Source organism: Paraburkholderia nodosa DSM 21604 (assembly GCF_000519185.1).
In the GTDB taxonomy this organism is placed as follows: domain Bacteria; phylum Pseudomonadota; class Gammaproteobacteria; order Burkholderiales; family Burkholderiaceae; genus Paraburkholderia; species Paraburkholderia nodosa.
Window position 1 is genome coordinate 22,567 of the sequence record NZ_JAFA01000034.1, and the last position, 19,516, is coordinate 42,082.

15 protein-coding genes are annotated in these 19,516 nt (G+C 64.1%); 10 read left to right on the forward strand and 5 right to left on the reverse strand.

All coding sequences use genetic code 11. The features are described 5' to 3' along the window. Window positions 1-9: 9 nt before the first annotated feature. Together A3CW_RS0134060 and A3CW_RS0134065 are read right to left on the reverse strand one after the other, a co-directional pair. Entirely contained in the window at window positions 10-1,077 is a 1,068-nt protein-coding gene (locus A3CW_RS0134060) for an ATP-binding protein (protein WP_028207546.1), read from the reverse strand. Beyond that, window positions 1,077-1,766, reverse strand: coding sequence for a response regulator (locus A3CW_RS0134065; RefSeq protein WP_028207547.1), 690 nt, complete (start codon window positions 1,764-1,766; stop codon window positions 1,077-1,079). Before A3CW_RS0134065 ends, A3CW_RS0134060 begins: the two co-directional genes overlap by 1 nt. A gap of 35 nt (window positions 1,767-1,801) precedes the next feature. Between A3CW_RS0134065 and A3CW_RS54035 the strand changes: the two genes are divergently transcribed. The 5 genes from A3CW_RS54035 to A3CW_RS48465 all read left to right on the forward strand — a co-directional run bounded on the left by A3CW_RS54035 (window position 1,802) and on the right by A3CW_RS48465 (window position 8,986). Further along, the gene (locus tag A3CW_RS54035; RefSeq protein ID WP_245623824.1) at window positions 1,802-2,140 is read left to right on the forward strand and encodes a hypothetical protein; all 339 of its coding nucleotides are present in this window, start codon (window positions 1,802-1,804) and stop codon (window positions 2,138-2,140) included. 98 nt (window positions 2,141-2,238) lie between these two features. Beyond that, window positions 2,239-3,447, forward strand: a complete 1,209-nt coding sequence (locus tag A3CW_RS48455; protein ID WP_063750890.1) for an efflux RND transporter periplasmic adaptor subunit — start codon at window positions 2,239-2,241, stop codon at window positions 3,445-3,447. Window positions 3,448-3,450: 3 nt separating this feature from the next. Then, entirely contained in the window at window positions 3,451-6,573 is a 3,123-nt protein-coding gene (locus A3CW_RS0134080) for an efflux RND transporter permease subunit (RefSeq protein ID WP_028207549.1), read from the forward strand. A gap of 44 nt (window positions 6,574-6,617) precedes the next feature. Next, a complete protein-coding gene (locus A3CW_RS48460) occupies window positions 6,618-8,153 on the forward strand; it encodes an efflux transporter outer membrane subunit (protein ID WP_051481897.1) in 1,536 nt (511 codons plus the stop codon). 8 nt (window positions 8,154-8,161) lie between these two features. Continuing rightward, the gene (locus A3CW_RS48465; RefSeq protein WP_245623825.1) at window positions 8,162-8,986 is read left to right on the forward strand and encodes an alpha/beta hydrolase; all 825 of its coding nucleotides are present in this window, start codon (window positions 8,162-8,164) and stop codon (window positions 8,984-8,986) included. Between the two features lie 89 nt (window positions 8,987-9,075). Here A3CW_RS48465 and A3CW_RS50410 read toward each other — a convergent pair whose 3' ends face one another. Beyond that, window positions 9,076-9,999 carry a VirK/YbjX family protein gene (locus A3CW_RS50410; protein ID WP_051481898.1) on the reverse strand — a complete coding sequence of 308 codons (924 nt, stop codon included), beginning with the start codon at window positions 9,997-9,999 and terminating at the stop codon, window positions 9,076-9,078. A 636-nt stretch (window positions 10,000-10,635) separates the two neighbouring features. Between A3CW_RS50410 and A3CW_RS0134105 the strand changes: the two genes are divergently transcribed. From A3CW_RS0134105 to A3CW_RS0134115, 3 genes are all read left to right on the forward strand, one after another. Then, window positions 10,636-11,559 carry a bifunctional helix-turn-helix transcriptional regulator/GNAT family N-acetyltransferase gene (locus A3CW_RS0134105; RefSeq protein ID WP_028207550.1) on the forward strand — a complete coding sequence of 308 codons (924 nt, stop codon included), beginning with the start codon at window positions 10,636-10,638 and terminating at the stop codon, window positions 11,557-11,559. Continuing rightward, the gene (locus A3CW_RS48475; RefSeq protein WP_051481899.1) at window positions 11,556-12,458 is read left to right on the forward strand and encodes a DMT family transporter; all 903 of its coding nucleotides are present in this window, start codon (window positions 11,556-11,558) and stop codon (window positions 12,456-12,458) included. Before A3CW_RS0134105 ends, A3CW_RS48475 begins: the two co-directional genes overlap by 4 nt. 389 nt (window positions 12,459-12,847) lie before the next feature. Continuing rightward, on the forward strand, window positions 12,848-14,020 hold the full coding sequence (locus A3CW_RS0134115; RefSeq protein WP_028207551.1) for a porin: 1,173 nt from the start codon (window positions 12,848-12,850) through the stop codon (window positions 14,018-14,020). A 52-nt stretch (window positions 14,021-14,072) separates the two neighbouring features. Here the strand turns inward: A3CW_RS0134115 and A3CW_RS48480 are convergent, their stop codons facing one another. Then, complete coding sequence (locus A3CW_RS48480; protein ID WP_051481900.1) at window positions 14,073-14,825, reverse strand: hypothetical protein; 753 nt, start codon at window positions 14,823-14,825, stop codon at window positions 14,073-14,075. Between the two features lie 18 nt (window positions 14,826-14,843). After that, window positions 14,844-16,304: an amino acid permease gene (locus A3CW_RS0134125; protein WP_028207552.1), complete on the reverse strand. Its 1,461-nt coding sequence runs from the start codon at window positions 16,302-16,304 to the stop codon at window positions 14,844-14,846. 297 nt (window positions 16,305-16,601) lie between these two features. Between A3CW_RS0134125 and A3CW_RS0134130 the strand changes: the two genes are divergently transcribed. Then, window positions 16,602-16,907, forward strand: coding sequence for a hypothetical protein (locus A3CW_RS0134130; RefSeq protein ID WP_028207553.1), 306 nt, complete (start codon window positions 16,602-16,604; stop codon window positions 16,905-16,907). Window positions 16,908-17,193: 286 nt separating this feature from the next. Beyond that, window positions 17,194-19,461 (forward strand): alpha/beta hydrolase domain-containing protein, encoded by a 2,268-nt coding sequence (locus A3CW_RS0134135; RefSeq protein ID WP_028207554.1) that lies wholly within the window; start codon window positions 17,194-17,196, stop codon window positions 19,459-19,461. Window positions 19,462-19,516: the final 55 nt, after the last annotated feature.

Sequence of the window (19,516 nt, forward strand, 5' to 3'; positions counted from 1 at the left end):
AGCATCGCACTACATCTCCCTCGGCAGATCGATTTCAAAAATCGCCCCACCTTCAGGCGACGCCTCATACCTGACGTCGCCCTGATGCGCCATCGCAATTGCCCGCACAACCGACAGGCCCAGCCCGGTCCCCCCTGATACGCGTGAGCGGGAGGCCTCCGCGCGCGTGAACGGATCGAACGCATGCGGCGCGAAGTCCGCGCTCAGTCCCGGGCCTGCATCCTCGATGCGAATCAGGACGCGCTCATCCGTGGTCCGCACGGCAATACGCAAATAGCCTGGCCGCGCATAGCGGCGCGCGTTGTCGAGCAGCGCGAGCACCGCCTGGCGTATGCGCGCCGCGTCGCAGTGCACGACGACCGGCGCAAGTGTCAACTCCACCTCGAGATCTGCGCTCTCCAGCACGTTGCGCATCGACTCGACCGCGCGTCGGACCTCGAGGCTCACGTCGGTCGGCGCGAGCAGCATGTCGAGCCGGCCGCTGTCCTGCAGCGTGACCACACGCAGATCGTCGACGAGGCGGCTCAGGCCTTCGACATGCAGCAGCAGATTGCGCAACTGCGCTTCGTCCGGGGAGAACACGCCATCGATCATGCCTTGCAAGCGGCCTTGCAGGATCGTGAGCGGAGTGCGTAGTTCGTGCGCGATCGCCGCGTTCCACGCGGCCATGTTGCCCACCATGTCTTCCAGCTTCATGGCCATCGAATTGAAGTCGTCGACCATGCGCGCCGTCTCGCCGAGCGAGCGATCGCCCGGAATCGCGCGCGCCGAGAGGTCACCCGTGGCGATGCGGCGCGCACCCTCTGCGAGCGAATTGAGCGGCGCGAGAATGCGGCGTGCGAGCCGCAATGCGATCAGTACAGCGACGATGAGCCCGCACAGCGCCACCACGGCGAAAATCAGATAGTCGGGCGCCTGCGGCAACAGCGAGTCGGGCGGCCCGGGTGGCGGTGGTTCGAACGCGAACATCAGGTCATAGAAGATGAACGAGCCGACGAACACGATCAGCGTCGTGATCACCGACACGAGGCCTGTCGTGAGCACGATCTGCTTGCCAAGCTTGCTGCGCCGGCTCACTATGCGCTCCCGAACCGGTAACCGACGCCGCGGACCACCGTGATCGCGTCGCTCCTGCCGGCCTGCTCGAGCTTTTTGCGCAGGTTGCTCATGTGGCTGTCAACGGTGCGCTCGAGCGCGTCGCTGCCCGGCAGACAGGCGTCCACGAGTTCGCTGCGGCTGAACACCCGGTTGGGCGATTTCATCATGTGGGCGAGGATGCGGAACTCGGTGAGCGTGAGCGCAAGCGATGTGCTGCCGCCGTTCGTGTGGACACTTGCCTGGTAGCTTTCCGTGTCGATCTCGAGCGTGCCGGCACGCAGCACACGTTGCGCACGCAGGCCGCTCGTGCGGCGCAATACGGCGTGCACGCGCGCCACCACTTCGACGGGATTGAAGGGCTTGACGATGTAGTCGTCAGCGCCGAGGCGAAGGCCCTGCAGGCGGTCGATGTCTTCGTCGAGCGCCGTCAGCATGATGACCGGCGTGTTGCCGCGGCGGCTCAGTTCGGCGAGTACCGCCCAGCCGTCACGGCGCGGCATCTTCACGTCGAGCAGCACGAGATCGGGCTTGATCGAGGGTTGAATGTCGATGGCGACCTGGCCATCGGCAGCCCGGTAGGTGCGGAACCCTTCGCGCACGAGATAGGCATCGAGAATCTCGGCGATCTCGGGTTCGTCTTCGACGATCAGGATCAGCGCGTTCGTCATGGCAGCGATCTTGGGCAAACACATTTGAGCCAGCCATGTTCTCACATCCGCGCGGGCGCTCCGACTATCTCCACGATATCTCCACGAATTCTCCACATGGCGTGGAAGGCGAAGGCGCACGATTTCGCGGTATCGAATTTACTCCAGGGATATCTGGCATGCGTTTTCTGAAAAGAGGGTCCGCCGTCGAGGCGGAGCGCTGGTTCGGGCCCGGCGGGCATCCGCGCGTCGTGCTACGCACCGGCGGCTGGGCGGTGGCAACGCCCGAGGGCTGGCGCGAGGTCAAGTCCGGCGACTGGATCCTCACCGACGACACCGGCAACTCGTGGCCGATGAGCGACGCGCAGTTCAAGTCCCTCTACGTGCCGGCGTGAGCGCCGCCCGCGCGACTGTGCGCCGTCCTCAGGCACGGCAACGCAACAGCGAGTCCGCCCTTGCGGCGGCTCGCCCGATATCAGGTGTGCAATCCACAATGAAGCATACGAGCATCGGTCTCGCGGCCGCGACCGCGATGATCTTGAGCGCCTGCGGCGCGAAGACAGAGACGCCGCGAAGCGAGGCCGCCGCCGGCTTGCCTGTGAGCGTGATCGAGCTGCGGGCCCAGGCGGTTCCCCTCACGACCGAGCTGCCCGGTCGGGTCGTTGCGTCCGAGGAAGCGGAGGTGCGTCCGCAGGTGGGCGGCATCATCCAGCGCAGGCTGTTCGTCGAGGGTGGCGAGGTCAAGGCCGGGCAGCCGCTCTATCAACTCGACCCCGCGCCGTACCGCGCCGCGTACGACAGTGCGCGTGCGGCCCTGCAAAAGGCCCAGGCGGCAGTGCCGGGGGCCCGCGCGACGGCCGATCGCGACCGCGAGCTGGTCAAACTCAACGCGATCAGCAAGCAGGATTACGAGTCGGCAATCGACACGCTCGCACAGGCGCAGGCGAGCGTGGCCGCTGCGCACGCCGCATTGGAGACCGCGCGTATCAACCTCGACTACACGACGATACGCGCGCCGATTTCGGGGCGTATCGACAAGTCCGCGCTCACGCCTGGTGCGCTGGTTACGGCCGGCCAGAGCACTGCGCTGACCACGATTCATCAGATCGATCCCGTCAACATCGACGTCACACAGTCGAGCGCGAGCCTGCTCGACCTGCGCGCCGCGATCGCGGCCGGGCGCATTCACGCGGCCGGCGACCATATCCCGGTGCGCGTGCGGCTCGAAAACGGCGCGCTGTATCCGCTCGCCGGGCAACTGGCCTTCGCGGAGTCGAGCGTCAGTACGACGACCGGCACCTACACGATGCGCGCGATGCTGCGCAATCCGTCGCGGCTGTTGCTGCCCGGCATGTACGTGCGCGCAATTGTCGAGGAAGGGACCGTGCCGCACGGCTTCCTGATCCCGCAGCGCGCCGTGAGCCGTAACGCGCGCGGCGAGCCGACTGCGCTCTTCGTGGTCGGCAAGCGCGTGGTCGAGCGCACTTTTGCGGGCGCGCGTGAGGTGGGCAACGATTTGCTCGTGCCAGGCGGGGTGCAGGACGGCGATCTGCTGATCGTCGAGGGCAGCCAGCAGGTGCGCGCCGGCGATGCCGTGAGTGCCGCCCAGGTCGCGCTGAATCCGGCCACGGGCGAAGTCGCGCCGCAGGTGGATGCCGCCGCCGCGAACGGCGTTAGCGCCGAAGCGGAGCACGGAGGCTGAGGCATGTCCGCATTTTTCATCCGGCGCCCCGTGTTCGCGTGGGTGATTGCCATTGTCGTGATGCTGGGCGGGCTGCTCGCGCTTCGCACGCTGCCCGTCGCACAGTATCCCGAGATCGCGCCGCCCACGATCTCGATCGCCGCGACCTATCCGGGCGCGGACGCCGCCACTGTCGAAAACTCCGTCACCCGCGTGATCGAGCAGGGCATGACCGGGCTCGACCATCTCCAGTACATGAACGCCTCGTCCGATTCGACGGGGCAGGTCGAGATCCGCCTGACCTTCACCAACGCCGCGAATGCGGACGTCGCGCAGATGCAGGTGCAGAACAAGCTGCAGCTCGTCACCTCGCAACTGCCGTCGATCGTGCAGAGCACGGGCCTCACGGTCACGAAGTCATCTGCGAGCTTTCTGATGGTGATCGGTTTCGTCTCGACGGACGGGCGTCTTTCCGCGACCGATCTCGACGACTACGTCGACAGCACGCTCAACGACGTGATCAAGCGGGTGCCGGGCGTGGGCAACACGCAGCTCTTCGGCTCCGGCTACGCAATGCGCATCTGGCTCGATCCGGACCGCCTCGCGCAGCACGCGCTAATGCCGGGCGACATCGAAACGGCGATCAAGGCGCAGAACACCCAGGTCTCGGCGGGCCAGCTCGGCGCGCAGCCCGCGCGCCCGGGCCAGCAGTTCAACGCGACGGTCACGGCGCAGAGCCGCCTGCGCACGCCGGAGCAGTTCGGCGCGATCATCGTGAAGAGCGCGACCGATGGCGCGGTCGTGCGTCTGCGCGACGTCGCGCGCATCGAAACGGGCGCGCAGAGCTATACCGACGCCTCGCAGTACAACGGCATGCCCGCTTCGGGCCTGGGCCTGAATCTCGCCACGAGTGCGAACGCGATCGCCACCGCGAAGGCGGTGAGGGCAGCAATCGATCAGCTCGGCAGCACGCTGCCGGCCGGCGTGAAGGTCGTCTATCCGTACGACACGACGCCGTTCGTGCAACTGTCGATTCACGAGGTGCTCAAGACGCTCGTCGAGGCGATCGTGCTCGTCTTCGTCGTGATGCTGGTGTTCCTGCAGAATTTGCGCGCAACGCTGATTCCTGCGCTCGCGATTCCGGTCGTGCTGCTCGGCACGCTCGGCGTGCTCGCCGCGTTTGGCTACTCGATCAACACGCTGACGATGTTTGCGATGGTACTCGCGATCGGCCTGCTCGTCGACGATGCCATCGTCGTCGTGGAGAACGTCGAACGCGTCATGAGCGAAGAAGGACTCTCGCCGCGCGAGGCGACCCTGCGTTCGATGAAGGAGATCACCGGCGCGCTGATAGGCATCGCGACCGTGCTTTCTGCCGTGTTCGTGCCGATGGCATTTTTCTCGGGCTCGACCGGCGTGATCTACCGGCAGTTCTCGGTGACCATCGTGACGGCCATGCTGCTGTCGGTGCTGGTCGCGCTCGTGCTCACGCCCGCGCTGTGCGCGTCGCTGCTCAAGCCGTCTGCGGGCCACGCCGCGACGCGCGGTTTCTTCGGCTGGTTCAACCGCCATTTCGAACGCGGTGCGCATGCATATCGCGGCACGGTCGGGCACGTGCTCGTGCGCGGCCGGCGCTTTCTCGTGCTGTTCGGCGTGCTCACGCTCGCGATGTTCTGGATGTTCGGCCGGCTGCCCAGCGCGTTCCTGCCGGGTGAGGATCAGGGCATTCTGGTCACGACCGTGCAGTTGCCGGCCGGCGCGATGCAGGACCGCACCGAACGCGTGCTCGCGCAAGTGAAGGACTACTACCTGAAGCAGGAAGGCGACGCGGTGGAAGGCGTGATGACCGTGGCCGGGTTCGGCTTCGGCGGCTCGGGGCAGAACGTGGGCATGGCCTTTGTCCGCCTCAAGGACTTCGAACAGCGGCGTGGCGAGCATCTGGGTTCGGCACAGGTGGCCGCACGCGCCAATGCCGCGTTCGCGACGATCCGCGACGCGCAGGTCTACGCGTTGCAGCCGCCGGCGATCGAGGGCATGGGCACGTCCACCGGCTTCGACTTCTTCCTGGAGGACACCAACGGTGCGGGGCACGCGAGCCTGCTGGCGACGCGCGACCGTCTGCTGGCGGCCGCGGCGAAAAGCACGAAGCTCGCCAATACGCGCCCGAACGGTCAGGACGATACACCTCAGTACGCGGTCGATATCGATCAGGCCAGGGCCAGCGCACTCGGCATCACGCTCTCGGACATCAACACGACGCTGTCGGTCGCGTGGGCCAGCGACTATGTCAACGACTACGTCGATCGCGGTCGCGTCAAGAAGGTTTATCTGCAATCGGATGCAGATTTCCGCATGCAGCCGCGCGACCTCGAGCGTTGGCAGGTGCGCAACGCGAGCAGCACGATGGTGCCGTTCTCGTCATTCGCGAGCGGCCACTGGACCTACGGGCCCGCACGGCTCGAACGCTACAACGGCATGGCCGCCGTCGAAATCCAGGGCGAAGCGGCGCCCGGCGTGAGCTCTGGCGCGGCCATGAGCGAGATCGACCGTCTCGTGGCGGGACTGCCGCACGGCTATCACCACGAATGGACCGGACTCTCCTACCAGGAGCGGCTCTCGGGCGATCAGGCCGCGGCGCTCTACGCGGTCTCGGTCCTGGTGGTGTTCCTCTGCCTGGCTGCGCTCTATGAAAGCTGGTCGATTCCCTTCGCGGTGATGCTCGCGGTGCCGATCGGCATTGTCGGGGCGCTGCTGGCGGCGCTGCTCGCGGGGCAAGCCAACGATGTCTATTTCAAGGTCGGCCTGCTGACGACCATCGGTCTCGCGGCCAAGAACGCCATCCTCATCGTCGAGTTCGCGCTGGAACGCGAGGCGGCAGGCGCGAGCCTGCTGGAGGCGACGCTCGACGCCGCAAAGCAGCGTCTGCGGCCGATCTTGATGACCTCGTTCGCGTTCATTCTCGGCGTCGCGCCGCTCGCGGTGGCGACCGGTGCGGGCTCCGGCGCGCAGAACGCGATCGGCATCGGCGTGATGGGCGGGATGATCGCCTCGACGGCGCTCGGCGTGTTCTTCGTGCCGCTGCTGTTCGTGAGCGTGCGCGCGGCAGTCAAGTTGCGGCGGCGCGCCGGCGACGAGGGCAGCCAGTGAGCGCGCGGGCACAGATACGCGGGGCAATCATGAACAGGCAGGCAATGAAGAATCGTAGGGATGAGGTGCACGCGCGCGTTGCCCAGCCGCGTGTCGGCGCGCAAGCGGTACGCTCGGCGCTCGGGGCGTTCGTCGCGAGCGCGTTGCTCGCCGGCTGCGTGGTCGGTCCGGACTATCACGCACCCGCGCTCGCGGTGCCGGCACGATGGCCGGCGGCGCCCATGGCGGATGGGCACAGCGCGGTCGCCGAATCGCCCGCGCAGCTCGCTCAATGGTGGCAGCGGCTCGGCGACCCGCAGCTCGATCGGCTGATCGAGGAGGCAGTGGCGGGCAACCTCGATGTCGCGAGCGCGCGCGCGAAGCTGCGCGAGGCGCGCGCGATTTACCGTCAGGCCGGCGCGGCGCTTTGGCCGTCGCTGACTGGCTCGGGGTCCGCGAAACGCGCCGGCAGCGGCGCGCAGACGGCCAGTTCGAGTACGACGTCGGGCAGTGCCACATCCAGTTCGACGCTGACGAGCACGGGCAGCCCGTACTCGGCCTTCCAGGCGGGCTTCGACGCAAGTTGGGAGCTCGACCTGTTCGGCGCAAACCGGCGTGCCACCGAAGCCGCGAAGTACGGTCTCGACGCGGCAGGCTGGAGTGTGCGCTCGACGCAGCTCACACTGATCGGCGATGTCGCGACCTACTACGTGACGGCACGCGGCTATCAGGCGCGGCTTGCACTGGCGCGCGACACAGTTGCCTCGCAGCAGGAGACGGCTCGGCTCACGCACGCGCGCTTCGAGGCGGGCGCTGCGTCGGCGCTCGACGCAGCGAATGCGCAGGGACTTGCGCAGACGACGCTGGCTACCATCCCGGCGCTCGAAAGCGCATACGCGCAGGCCGTGCACAGCCTCTCCGTGCTGACGGGGCAGGCGCCAGACGCGTTGGACTCACGCATGGCGCAGACCACGCCGATTCCGGTACCGCGCTTGCCGATTCCTGCCGGCGTACCCGCCGACGTGCTGCTTGCGCGTCCCGACGTCCGGCTCGCCGAGCGCCAGTACGCGCAGTACACCGCGAAGGTCGGACAGGCCGAGGCGGCACGTTATCCGGGCGTGAGCCTGACTGGCAGCGTGGCGACCTCGGGTACGCAGTTCGGCGATCTCGGGCGGCGTTCGACGATCGGCTGGTCGATCGGGCCAACGCTAAGCCTGCCGCTCTTCAATGCGGGCAAGCTCAAGGCGGCGGTGGAGGTCGCCGAAGCCCAGCGCGACCAGTATTTCGTCGCCTACCGGCTCGCGGTCCTCAATGCGCTCAAGGACGTCGAAAACGCGAGCGTCGCGCTGTCGCGCGAGAGTGCGCGCGTCGAGGCGCTGCGTGCTTCCGCAGCTTCGTATCGCGAGGCATCGACGCTCGCGCACGCGCTGTACGGCGCGGGGTCGACCGGCTTCCTCGACGTGCTGATCGCGGAGCGTTCGCTGTATTCGGCACAGGACTCGCTGATCCAGAGCGAGGTGCTTGTCACGACCCAGTATGTTGCGCTGAACAAGGCGCTGGGCGGCGGTTGGGACGGCGCGGCCGACGTTGATGCGCAATGAGCACGATATTGAATACGAACAGGGAAGCGATGCGAGACTTTACGGGCGACGAGGCCGTGCTGCTGGTTCACGGGCTAGGTGGAACGCGCAACGATCTTGGCAACCTGAGAAGGAAGCTTGCGACTGAAGGCAGACAGATTTACGACTTGCTCCTGCCCGGCCACGGTGGAAGGCCCGACGATCTGCGAGACATCGATTGCGAGGTCTGGATCGACGCCGTGCAGCGCAAGGTGTCGGAGCTCCGGCGCGACTACACGACAGTGCACGTCCTCGGCCTCTGCATGGGCGCGCTGCTCGCACTCGAAACGGCGAAGCGCGGCCTGATTGGCGCCAACGGGCGGGACCGGCTCGTGCTGCTCGCGCCGCCTGTCTTTCTCGACGGCTGGTCGCTGCCCTGGTATCGGGCGATCCGGCATGTCGTCTATCGCATCCCGCTGCTTGCACAAGCGATCCGGATTCGCGAGTCCTTTCCGTTCGGCGTCAAGAACCGGCGCGTGCGCGGCCTGGTGGAGCGCAAGCTGCGGTGCGACGAGAGCTTCCACTATTCGTGGGTGCCCTTGCGCTCGATCCGCGAACTCGATCGGCTGCGTACGCGAGCGCTCGTCGATATCGAACGCGTCGCGTGTCCGACTTTGATCGTCCACTCAATCGATGATGAATTGACCAGCGTTCGGTCGGCGCAATATCTGCGCGACCGCATCAATAGCGGACGCAACGCACCGCCGGCACAGCTCCGAATTCTTTCGGACAGCTATCACATGATCTGCATCGACAATGAGCGCGACCACGTCGCAGGCCATGTCAAGGCGTTCCTCACGCCAGTGCGGGCGTAGGCGGGAGCCGCGCGGGAATCGCCTGGCGAGGTCAGATGAATGGTGGCGGCAGGTATGCCGCCGTGGCGCAACAGTCTTGTGCGCTGGGACTATGCGCGCCCGGATGCGCTGGACAGGATCCGTGCGATGTTGTGCTCGATTTGCCTGTTCATCTCTGCGATCAAGGCCTGGCGACGACGAAAGGCCGAGCGCTTGTTCGATGGGACTTCCGTGATTTCGCGATGTCTTGGCACGCGTGGCAGCTCGAATAGCCCGTCGATTTCGACTCCGCCGAGCTCACGCCAGAAGGCATCGTAGTCTGCCACGAATACATGGGCCTCGGCACGGGAGATGTGTGCGTGGCGGGCGATCGCTGTCAGCCGCGCGATGCCCAGACTGCGACCTAGCGCGCAGACCGCTTCGATCACAGCTGCCTTGGGGCGCAAGCCATCGCCAGTGCGGGTTGCGGCGCGCACGCGGGCGCGCTGAGTCCCTGAGGGCCCTTGTAGCCCTCCGATAAACAGTTCAACGTGTGTGTTTGCTCGCTCGACAAGCGTCACGGTTGCCCACGCGAGATCGATGCCGTCGGCGGCGTCGCGGAAAGCGATGGTCAGCAGGCCTTCGCGTCGACAGCGCGTCACCTTGCGCAGCTCGACGCAGAACGTGTCATGCTGTGCAAGCACGTAGGATTCCTCTTCGATATACAGGCGACGTAGAAACTCCGCGTCCAACAAACGAGACGAGAGCGTGAAGTGGTCTCGAAGCGCCGCTGCACGCACGGTTGCAGACGCGCGGATATCGCCGAAGCTGTGAAACGGCCACTCGGCGACCCGACGGTCCCGACGAACCAGGTCGGCGAGCAACGGATTGCCCGCGAGCGCAGCGAACCAGTGGCGCGCGGCGCGAGGATGCGCGACGGCGTAAAGCCATATTCGGGCACGCCGAAAGTGCACGCCGAAGCTGGAGCCGGGGATGGCTTCGCGCATCAGGGCTTGCATGAATTTGACGGTGTTGCTGGGTTCGAATGAGGGCAAGGTTGGTCTTCCATGTACCCCCGACGCGCGTCTCACTTATGGCGTCGTCACACGTGATCGCGCAACGACGATCTTTGGTGAGCACAGGACATGTGCCCACACCCGCATATAGAGAAAGTCCGTGTAGCGGACCAGCGGACCGACGCGGCGCAGCCGGGTTGCGATGAGCAGGTTTGCAGGAGCTGCGAGGGGATTTCGCCGCGCTGGTGGTAGCACCGCGATCCACGTCGGGGATGGTGCAGCGAATGTCTCAAGCCTTCGTTGAGATTTGGCTGAGATTCGATGGAGGCGTGCAGCTGCAGTCCACCCGGGGTCTATCTGCAGCGGATGCACGGTTACGGCAACAAACTGGCAATCCCCTTCGGCAATACGCGAACGCAACCGTCCGGCCGAACCGGAGAGGACGGTGGGTCAAAAGCGCTGAATCATCCCCAGCGCAGTCTGGCTATTTCCCCGCCCGATGCCGCGCTGGTTCACCTCAGTCCCCAGGTTGGCGGGGTTGTCGGTAGCGTGGTAATTCAGCTGGCCGTAGAAGTCACGTGACGACGCCCGCCATGCAATCCGCATTCGCTACAAACGCTTGCATAGTTGCCTGAGGCAAGTAATAATTTGCCTCAGGCAACTATGGGGTGACGCATGTCCAGCCGAGAGCAACTTATCGCCCGCGCCGAATTCGTCCGGCGATTCAACCGCTTCTACACTCGCCAGATCGGGGTGCTTCACGAGCACCTGCTGGAAAGTGAATTTTCTCTGACCGAAGTCCGCATTCTGTATGAGCTCGCCCACAGGGACGGGCTCACGACCTCGGACCTTTGCCGGGAACTCGGGCTGAACGCCGGGTACATGAGCCGTGTCATCGCCGGCTTCGAAAAAAAGGGGCTGGTCGTCAAGCAGCGATCGGAGACGGATGCGCGGGTCAGTGAACTGGCTCTCACCGCGCCTGGCCGCGACACGTTCGAACCGCTGAACGTAGCGTCCCGGAACGAGGTCATGGCAATGCTCGAGCGCCTGACGGACGCCGAACAGCAGGAACTCGTCGATGCCATGGCGCAGGTCCACGGTTTGTTGGGCGAATCGACCGCAAGCTATGTTTTGAGAGATCCCCGGCCCGGCGATATGGGATGGATCGTCCATAAGCAGGCCGTGCTCTACGCGCAAGAGTACGGCTGGAACGCAGAGTTCGAAGCCTTGGTCGCGGAGATTGTTGCCAGGTACATCCGTGACTACGATGCCACCTCGGAGCGCTGCTGGATCGCCGAGAGGGACGGCAAGCCGGTGGGCTCAGTCTTCGTGGTTCGTCATGACGCGGAAACCGCGAAGCTCCGGCTGCTGTATGTCGACGCCAGCGCACGCGGGATGGGAATCGGCAATCGGCTGGTTGACGAATGTCTGCGATTTGCGCGCTCCGCCCGTTATAAGCGCATGGTCCTGTGGACCAACAGCGTCTTGACGGACGCGCGGCGAATCTACGAGAAGGCAGGCTTTCAACTTGTGGAAGAGGAGCCGCACCACAGCTTCGGCAAGGACTTGACTGGCCAGATCTGGGCCCGTGATCTGTGAGCGCCAAGGCGTCGGCCACCCTTGCCGCGGCGACCACCGGAATCCTGGTCGGCGCGGCGATGGTATCCACTCGGGCAGTGTCTGAAGACGCTTCGCCCGCCACGTTAGCGTTTCTCCGCTATTTCATCGGCATGGGCGTGCTCGCAGCACCCGTCTGGCTCGGCGCGCGCCCTCGCTTCGCATGGCGAGATGCGTTCGCTATCAGCCTGCTAGGGATATTCCAGTTTGCCGTGCTCATTGTGCTGCTCAACCATGCCTTAGCCATCCTTCCTGCCGCAACGTGCGCGCTCGTCTTTTCGACCATGCCGCTCTTCACAATGACGTTAGCTGTAGCAAGTCGTAGCGAAGCATTCAGCCTGCACAAATTGTTTGGTCTCCTGATCGCGCTCGCCGGTGTGGCGGTCTTGCTGCGTGCACCGTTTGCCCACCCAGGATCGGTGGACATGGGTGCGCTAAGCGCGCTGATCGGTGCCACGTTGATCGGCGCCGTGTGCAGCCTTCTATATCGGCCGCTTCTGAAGCGCTATCCGGCGTTGCCGACGAGCGCGCTGGCCATGAGCGCAGCCGTGGTGTTTCTTGTCGGCCTTTGCTGGATAACGGCCCAACCGTTGATGCCCACTCTCTCCATGACGCAATGGGAGAACGTCGGCTTTATAGGCCTGTCGAGCGGTGTCGGGTACTTCTGCTGGTTGTGGGCATTGACCAGGCTTGATGCAAGCCGCGTCGTCGCTTTTCAGGCACTTGGCCCTGTCACTGCGGCTGTTGTTGAAGTCGTCGTGACACGTCAATGGCCAACTTCAACCCTTGTCATTGCAGTCGCTCTCGTGGTCAGTGGGCTTCTCGTCAGCCAATGGCGCAAACCAGAACGAGAAATCGCGCATTCGGTCGCTGACGCGTAGCTGCTAATTCAGTCATGTGAATAGGGCGATTGATATAGTCGACTCTAAATGGTCGATAAAAGAACTTAAATCGAATATGGAATTCCTATGAGGATTCCTCCAGAATGACCTCTGGCCTCGCAAAGCCAGCGCCGGGGTGTTTGCTCAATGTCGCGAATTGCACGAAGCCATGCCGCTTCTGTCGCATCACCACAACATCCAAAAGTTATTCAGCAGCGACTTACGCGCCTGCCAGGTACCGTCGTTTATGGAATTTGAATGGAATATGACAAAGAACGGGAATACTTCGTTCTATCAAGTATTCCATGGAATCATTTCTGCCGAACACCCAGGATTCGTACACTTCACGGGCACTGCTCACTTCATTTCGCTGATATCTGGAGTCGCCCGTGAAAAAGATCCGCCTGACTCTCGCTGCTTCCGGTCTGGTTGCCGCAGCGACCGTGCATGCGCAAAGTTCCGTTACGCTTTACGGCCTTATCGACGCCGGTCTGATGTATACGAACAACGTAAAGAAAGGGACGGCGCAAGGCGCACTCTGGCAGGCCACGAGCGGAAACATCAACGGTAGCCGCTGGGGGTTGCGCGGCGCCGAGGATCTCGGCGGCGGGCTCAAAGCCGTGTTCGTACTCGAAAACGGCTTCAATGTGCAAAACGGCAAGCTTGGTCAGGACAGCAGACTGTTTGGGCGCCAGGCGTATGTCGGCCTATCGTCCGGCCAGTTCGGCACGCTCACGCTCGGCCGTCAATACGATTCTCTCGTCGACTTCGTGTCGCCCCTGTCCGGCACCGCGGGTACGTTCGGCGATACCGGCTTCGCTCATCCGTTCGACAACGACAACCTGAACCACTCACTGCGGATGAACAATGCGGTGAAGTACGCGAGCGCCAACTATGCCGGATTCCAGTTCGGCGGTCTGTATGCGTTCTCGAACAACACGCAGTTCGCCGTCAACAGAGCCTACAGTGCGGGCGCGAGCTATACCTGGGGCCCGTTGAACGTGGCTGCCGGTTATCTGCAGATCAATGGATCAACCGGTACTTCGGCAAGCAGTTCAGGTGCAGTGGATATTGGCGAATCGACGGCAAACGGCACGGGTGGCTTCGTGCTCGGGGCAGACGTCCAGCGCACAGTGGGTGCCGGCATCAACTACACGTTCGGGCCGGCCGCGGTTGGTTTCGTCTATACGCACAGCCAGTATCAGGGCACGACGTCATTCGGCCAGACCAACGTGAACAACAGCGGCACGATGCGATTCGACAACTATGAACTGAACGGAAGGTACACGTTCACGCCTGCGTTCCACATCGGCATTGCGTACACATACACCGATGGTAGCGTAGGCAACGGCAGCAACACAGCCTTTGGCTCGGACCCGAAGTGGAATCAGGTGAATCTGCAGGCCGTGTACATGTTCTCCAAGCGCACGGACGTCTACGCCGAAGCGATGTACCAGCACGTTTCGGGTCACCAGTACGTCGCGTTCATCAACACCGCAGGCGGCGCATCGTCAACGGGGAATCAGGTCGTGGCAACGGTGGGCTTCCGCACGCGGTTCTAACCTTCCTTTGGGCGCAGCGGTCCGGCGCCGTTCGGACATTGGAAGGTCCACGTCACATCGTTCCGCTGCCGCTGCCAGTACCGCCAGTGCCGGAAGAGGGGGCGGACGTCGCCGTAAGCGGATGCGCGGCGCCCGCCGCCGACAGCAGCGAGACGGCGGTTGGATCGGGCATGCCATTCGCGTCGATCGCACCTGCTGCCGCCAGCGTGCCCAGATCGCTATCGACACCTGCCTGGCCAACCGTAAAGGATGTCGTGAGAAATGCCGGTGCCGACAGCGTGACCGCATAGTGCTGCTGCAGACTCGTGACGACTGCGGATTGCGCGGCCTGCACGTCGGACGAGTTGCCCAGCACCTGCTGGTACTGCGAGTTGGTCGGAAAGCCCGCTATCAAACCACTCTCGTTCGTGCCGAGTTGCGAAGCGAGGTAGACAAGCATCAGCTCGGTCTCCGGCGTCGTATTGAAGGTGCCCCCGGCAAACGCCACCGAATGCAGGCTCACGCTGCCGGAGCTTACGGTGAGGATGCAGGGAGGCGTGGCATTGAAGGTGATCGCGTAGTGTCCACCGCCGTCGGACAGGGCGGACCCCGAGCCCTGAGCGCAACTGAGGTTGACCGTCGCGCTGGCGATCGCTGTGCCGGTGGCGGCCGTGCCGGAGATAGTGACGTTCGGCGTCACGGTTGTGCCGCCGCAGCCATTGAGGCCAATGCATGAGTTTCCGCCGCAGGCGGCAAGCGTTGCGAGCGAAGCGACGCAAATTGCCGCCCGCGCCGGGCGAACGAAGCACGCGTGGTGAGCGTTCATGGTTGCCCGCCGTTGCCGTCATTCACGCTCCGGATGGCGCAGTCGCGAATGATGCCGGCCATAAGACATGTAGATCAGCATGCCGATCAGCAGCCAGACGATCAGCCGTACCCACGTGATGAGCGGCAGTCCCACCATCAGCAACACGCAAAACGCGATGCCGAGAATGGGGACAATCGGCACGCCGGGCGCGCGGAATGGACGGCTCGCGTCGGAGTCGCTGCGCCGCAGGTACATGACTGCGCCGCACACGAGCACGAACGCGAACAGCGTGCCGATGCTGACCATCTCGCCTAGTACGCCGATCGGCGTGAGGGCCGCCACGATGGCGACGATCGTGCCGATCATGATCTGGCTTCGATGCGGCGTGTGCAGCCGCGGATGGACGGTGGAGAACAGATGGGGAAGCAGTCTGTCCTCCGACATCGTGAAGAAGATCCGGCTCTGCCCATAGAGCAGCACGAGTATCACGGTGGTCAGCCCGGTTAGCGCACCGATCTTGATCAGTATGGAGAACCAGGTGAAGCCGATAGCGTCGACGCCCTTGGCGATCGGATCGGGTACGTTCAGTTCTGCGTATGGAACGAGTCCGGTGAGCACGGCGGCCACCAGGATATAGAGCAAGGTGCAGATGACGAGCGAGCCGAGGATCCCGATCGGCATGTCGCGCTGAGGCTGTTTCGCCTCCTGTGCAGCGGTCGATACCGCATCGAAGCCGATGAAGGCGAAGAACACGACCGCTGAGCCACGCAGAATGCCGCTCGCCCCGAAGCTGCCGAACGCGCCGGTGTTGGGGGGGACGAAGGGATGCCAGTTGGCGGGATGCACGAAGAACACGCCGATGACGATGAAGGCCACCACGACCGTCAGCTTGACTGCGACCATCACGTTGTTGATGCGTGCCGACTCGCGCGTGCCGAGCACCAGCATCGTAGTGAGAATCGCGATGATCAGCACGGCGGGGAGATTGATGATGCCGGCGACAGTCGAGCCGTCAGGCAACGGGACTGTCGTGCCGGGTGCGGCGGCAAGCGTAGGCGGGATGCTGATTCCGACGTTGCGCAACAGGCTGACGATATACCCTGACCAGCCGACGGCGACCGTCGCGGCGCCCATGGCGTACTCGAGAATCAGGTCCCAGCCGATGATCCACGCAAACACTTCGCCAAGCGTCGCATAGGTATACGTGTAAGTGCTGCCGCATACGGGGAGCATGGCGGCCAGTTCGGAGTAGCAGAGGCCGACAAACGCACAGGCAATGCCGCCCAGCACGAAGGACAGGATGATGCCCGGTCCGGCAAATTGTGCCGCCGCCGTGCCAGTGAGGACGAAAATACCCGCGCCGATAATGGCGCCGATTCCCATCGCCGTGATGCTGGGCGCCCCCAGGGTCTTCGACAGCGCGCGACCGCCTTCGGTATCGGCGCTTCCTACTATGTCGGCGACGGACTTGCGCGCCGTGTAGCTCGTGTCAGCCATGATAGGTTGTCCCATTCAACAGTGACTGGAAACGACTCGATTCGGCTTGCCTTACTTCTTTAGAATAGACACAGGCGCGAGTGGGCGAAGGGTAAGTTTTCAGTTAACCGAACGACGACGACCGGCTTGCGTGGGCAGAGATGTTTCGGAACGCTTCATGCGCATCGGCAAGATGTGGGATCCGGACAATGCGCCACGCGTATCGCGGGATTCGTCGGCATCATTGATGGTCCGCCGTCCAGGCAAAGCCCATGCTCGCGCGGGCAGTTCAGCCGGACGGCGGCCAGGAGAAGTGGAATGGGCAACGACAAACCGTCGCCGCGGCGCGCGACATACGAGAAAGGGATCCGGATCGGCGAGTACGGATGGTTCGGCCGGCTGGCGGCCGTCGTCGTGAGCACAATCGTGCTGGTGGTGGCAGCGATGCTGTCGTTGGTGCTGCTCGCCGTGCTGTTCGGCGTGGGCGCGATTGTCGTCTGCTATCTCTGGTGGAAGATCCGCGCGCTGCGCCGGCAGGCGCGCGAGTTCGGCGACGACGGCCGGACCGTCGACGTCGAGGTCGTGCACAAGGACTCGCACGGCGACGATATCGCGAAACGCTGACCCGTGGGGCCCGCGCGAGTACCTTCAGCGTACGCGTAAACGACAGTAGGAATCGTGTTTGCGCGAATTATAAATACACAAGGCCGCGCAAGATATATCAAACGATTTCGGCCAATCGTAAGCATTCGACTTCCGCCACGCCGACTTACGCGTGTCGGTCCAGCATGCGTGCGCATTGCTGGGCAATCCGCGTGAAAGCCTTGCATCTCTCGAGTTCGCCGTTCTTCAAAGGACACGGCGCGAGACTCCGCTTCCGCCATGTTCGCCACGGTTAGGAGATTCTACGATGAAGACTCAAAATATAGGAATGCTACTGATTGTCGGTGCGAGTGGTATGTTCGCCGGCGGTATCGCGCACAGCGATCCGCACGGCCCGCAAGCCATCCAGCGGGGCGCGGGCTTCATCAGGAGCTTTCAGATTATTGCTTCCGAACCGGCGTTTGGCGGTGCGACGCCTGCGGGCGCGGCTGGACCATATGAGGTCATCACCGCCGTCGTGCACGGCGCCCTCGATCCGCGCTCTCCGCTCAACGCGGGCATTGTCAACATCAGGAACGCGCCTGTCGGCGTCGATGGTTACGTCGACTATTGGACCGATGTCGTGATCCTGCGTCCGCAAAGCGCGGCGAGCGCCACGCGCGTGCTCTTCTATGACGTCGTGAATCGCGGCAACAAGCTCGCCGACGGGTCCTTCATTGGTGGAGGCGCGCTCGATACCGGCGCACCCCCGCCGTCTACATTCCCGTCGCTGCTGCGCCATGGCTATACGATTCTCTGGAGCGGCTGGCAAGGCGACATTCCGCTCAACGGTACGAGTACGCTGGCCGGCACGGGGCTGGTCGGCACGAGGTTCCCCGTGGCCACCAACAAGGACGGTTCGCCGATGACGGCGCTGTCCCGCGAAGAGTTCATTCCCGACTATGCGGGAGGCGATCCGGCGACGATTCCGCTCACGTACCCGCCCGCCGATCTCAACGACACGGGCAGCGTCACCTTCACCGCGCGGCAATCGTGGCTATCGGCCTACGGCAGCATTCCGGGCGGCGTGCAAACCTACACGGCGCCTTCGGCGAAAGTGAGTACGTGGAGCTATATCAGCACGCCGAACAATGTCTATGAAGGGAATGACTCGGTCAAGTTCACGCCGCCCGCGTCGGTGCCGGGTCCCAACGGCAGGACTGTCCCGCCTGATGCCGGGACGATCTACAGCTTCGTTTACAAGGCCGCGGCGCCGACGATCGACGGCATCGGCTTTGCGGCGCTGCGCGATCTCGTTTCATGGCTGCGCTACGACAGGGCCGATGCGCGAGGCGTACAGAATCCGCTCAACGATCTGAAGGATGCGGCGTGTGCCGCGTCGAGATGTTCCAGAGATACGAACTTCGACGTCGCGATCGGGGAGGGCATTTCGCAGTCGGGCCGCTTCATCAAGGACTTTCTCTATCAGGGGTTCAACGAGGACAAGCGCGGAAGGATCGTTTTCGACGGACTATTCCCGATCATTTCCGCTGCCCGCCGCACGTGGACCAACGCGGCGTTCGCACAGCCGGGACGGTGGTCGAAACAGCATGAAGACCACTTCATGCCGGGTTTCCAGTTCCCCTTCACCTACGCGGTCACGACCGATCCGGTCAGCGGCGCGACCGATGGACTGCTGAAGCGTTGCGAGGCCTCCGGTACGTGTCCGAAGATCATGCAACTCGACGGCGCATTTGAATGGTGGGGCGGCGCCGCGTCGCTGGTCGTCACGGATGGACGGGGCAACGACATCCACTTGCCGCCGAACGTGCGTTACTACCTCGTGCCGGGCACGCAGCACGGCGGCGGTAGCGGCGTGACCACGGGTAACTTCACGGTGCCGGCCACAGGCAGTCTGTGTCAGTTGCCGGGCTCGCCCGTGGAGGAAACGCCCGTCGAGCGCGCGTTGATTCCCGCGCTGGTCGCGTGGGCCGGCAGGGGCGCGGAGCCGCCCGCCTCGCAATATCCGACCGTGGCATCTGGCAATCTGGTCGCGCCGACGCAAGCGGCGACGGGCTTCCCTAATCTCGAGAGCGTGACCGTGCCGAGCGGCCCCGCCGCGACGCCGACAGCGCTCAGTCTCACGTTCAACGGCGAATACAATCAGGTCTTCGTGACCGACTACAGCAAGGCCGTGCCGGTCGTGAACACTGCACAGCCCTATACGATTCTCGTGCCCAAGGTCGACGCTAACGGCAACGAAACCACGGGGGTACTCGTGTCGGACGTGAGCGTACCGCTCGCGACCTACACCGGGTGGAACTATCGCGGTGCGGGCCACGCGATCGGCGAAGGCTGCATCTCCAACGGCGCGGCGATTCCGTTCGCGGTGAACGCGTCCGCGCAGTCAGGCGGCGTCGATAGCCGCGCCACATTGAACGCGCTCTATAGCGGCAGCCGCTCGCGCTATCAGGCGGCGGTTGCGACGGCGGCGAATGCACTCGTCAAGCAAGGCTACTTGCTGCAGGACGATGCGACGAACGTCTTCATCAGCAACGCAGCGCAGATTTCTCCGACCCTGCTGCCGAATCCTTGAACCGCGACCCGGCGTCGTCGCGTAGCGCAAGCGAGTTGCAACACGCGCGGCGACG